General features: G+C 70.3%; 2 protein-coding genes. Both read left to right on the top strand.

All coding sequences use genetic code 11. From position 1 onward, the window contains the following. The first annotated feature begins 177 nt into the window (after positions 1 to 177). Complete coding sequence (kdpA, locus tag VGZ32_RS24665; protein ID WP_326888572.1) at positions 178 to 1,854, top strand: potassium-transporting ATPase subunit KdpA; 1,677 nt, start codon at positions 178 to 180, stop codon at positions 1,852 to 1,854. A 122-nt stretch (positions 1,855 to 1,976) separates the two neighbouring features. Continuing rightward, the gene (locus VGZ32_RS24670) at positions 1,977 to 2,456 is read left to right on the top strand and encodes a universal stress protein (protein ID WP_326888573.1); all 480 of its coding nucleotides are present in this window, start codon (positions 1,977 to 1,979) and stop codon (positions 2,454 to 2,456) included. The last annotated feature ends 5 nt before the right edge of the window (positions 2,457 to 2,461 follow it).

A 2,461-nucleotide genomic window follows, 5' to 3' on the forward strand; every position in this document is an offset into this window, starting at 1 on the left:
GCTCCCCCGTCATTGCTCCACATGGCGTGTGCGCGGCGTCAGAGTTCGGCCGCGCGCCGTACGAGTCCCGTAAGCGCAGGTCGCGGACCGGCGCGAAGCGAGTTCGATGACTCGTCGGAGGAGAACCGGGCGAGATCAGTCCTCCCCGCCCGGTACCCACCCGGGCGAGGAGGAGAGATGTCCCAGGCTTCGGGCTGGATCCAGGCCGCGGCGGTCATCGCGGCGCTGGTCCTGCTGCACATCCCGTTAGGCGACTACATCGCGCGGATGCTCGGGCCGAGTGCGCGCGACGGCGTCCGGCACTGGCGCGTCGAACGCGCCGTCTACCGCCTGAGCGGCGTGAACCCCGAGGTCGAACAGGACTGGCGGCAGTACCTGCGGTCGGTGTTCGCACTGTCGGCCGACGGCATCCTCGTCCTCTACCTTCTGCTGCGGCTACAGGCTCACCTGCCGTACTCGCAAGGACTCGGCGGGCTCTCCCCGGCCCTGGCGTGGGACACCGCGGTCTCGTTCGTGACCAACACCAGCTGGCAGAACTACTCCCCCGAGGCGACCACCGGCTACGTCGCCGTGGCGGCCGGGCTCGGCATCGAGGCGTTCGCCTCCGCGGCGGTCGGGCTGGCGGTCTCCCTCGCGCTGGTGCGCGGGCTGATCCGGCGACAGACCGAGGACCTGGGCAACTTCTGGGTCGACTTCACCCGCTCGATCACCCGGGTGCTGCTGCCGCTGGCCCTGATCAGCGGCATTGTGTTAGCCGGACTCGGAGTGATCCAGAACTGGGACTCGGCGCACACCGCCGCCGCGGTCGCGGGCGGGACGCAGTCGATCCCGGGCGGCCCGGTCGCCTCGTGGGAGTCGGTCAAGTTGATGTCCGGCGACGGCGGCGGGTTCTTCGCGGCCAACTCGGCGCATCCCTTCGAGAACCCCACCGCGTGGACGAACGTCACCGAGATCATCCTGATGCTGATCGTGCCGGTCGCGATGATCCGGGCGTACGGGCGCCTGGTCGGCAGCACCCGACAGGGGTGGGCGCTGCTCGGCGTGGCCGGGGCGCTCTTCGTGCTGCTGGCGGTCGGGACCGGGATCGCGGAGAGCCACGCGAGCGGTACCGCAGCGGCCGCGGCGCACAGCACGATGGAGGGCAAGGAGGTGCGCTACGGCGCCGGCGGCTCCTCGCTGTTCGGGGTCGCGGCCACGGGCAGCGCGGACGGCGCGGCGAACTCCTCGTACGACAGCTTCACCGCGTTCGGCGGCGGGTTCCTGATGGCCGCGATGATGCTCGGCGAGATCGCCCCCGGCGGCGTCGGAAGCGGCTTGTACGGCCTGCTGATGATCGCGCTGATCGCGGTCTTCCTCGGCGGGCTCATGGTCGGGCGCACCCCGGAGTTCGTCCGCAAGCGGATCGGCGGCCGGGAGATGACGCAGGTCGCGCTGTACTACCTGGCCACACCATTCGTGCTGCTGGTGGGCGCGGCGATCGCGATCGCGCTGCCCGGCGAGCGCGCGTCGATGGGCAACAGCGGGTCACATGGCCTATCCGAGGTCTTATACGCCTTCACCTCGTCCGCGAACAGCAACGGATCCTCCTTCGCCGGGTTCAACGGAAACACCACCTGGTACAACGTGGTGCTCGGCCTGGTCATGCTGCTCGGCCGCTATCTGCCGATGGTGTTCGTGCTGGCCCTGGCCGGCTCGCTGGCCCGGCAGAAGCCCGGGGCGGTGACGGCGGGAACGCTGCGCACCGACGGCCCGATGTTCGTCACCCTCACCGGCGCCAGCGCGGTGGTCCTGGTCGGCCTGACGTTCCTGCCCGCGCTGGCGCTCGGCCCGCTCGCGGAGGGTTTGCGCCGCTAGAAACGCGCCAGTTCGGCGTATCGGCCGTTGAATCGGTGTTTGAATCCTCGTCACCGAGAGCGGCGAGTGGTGGGATGGACCGCGTGTCGGATGTCGGTGGAGGACATGTCGGGCGCGTAATCGTGGGCGTCCACGGCTCGCCGACGAGTCTCCAGGCACTGCGATTCGCCCTAGGACACGCTCGCGCCTTCGACGCGACGCTGATTCCGGTCATCGCGTGGGAGCCGCCGGGCGGCGACTCCGCGTATCGCCGATTCCCGCCGTTTCTGTCCGACGCCTGGGCACTCGAGGCCGAACAGCGCCTCCTGGCAGCCTTCGACGAAGGACTCGGTGGTCCGCCCACTGACGTCCCCTTGTCGCCGCTCGTCGTGCGCGGACCGGCGGGTCAGGTGCTCGTCGAGGTGGCCGATCGGGAGAACGACCTCCTCGTGGTCGGCAAGAACCAGCGCGGCCTGCTGCACCGGCTCTCCTACCGTTCGACCACCACCCACTGCGTCGCCCACGCCCACTGCGCGGTGATTGTGGTGCAGCCGAGCCGGCTGGCGGTCGAGCTGCGCCACCGGCGGTCGGCCGTTCGGCAGTGGCAGCACAGCCTGCGCTGAGCCTG

Source organism: Actinocrinis sp., assembly GCF_035938995.1.
Classification (GTDB): domain Bacteria; phylum Actinomycetota; class Actinomycetes; order Streptomycetales; family Catenulisporaceae; genus DASZGI01.

Excerpts from the sequence above, each read along its gene's own strand:
- kdpA (WP_326888572.1), top strand. The coding sequence starts at position 178 with ATGTCCCAGGCTTCGGGCTGGATCCAGGCCGCGGCGGTCATCGCGGCG.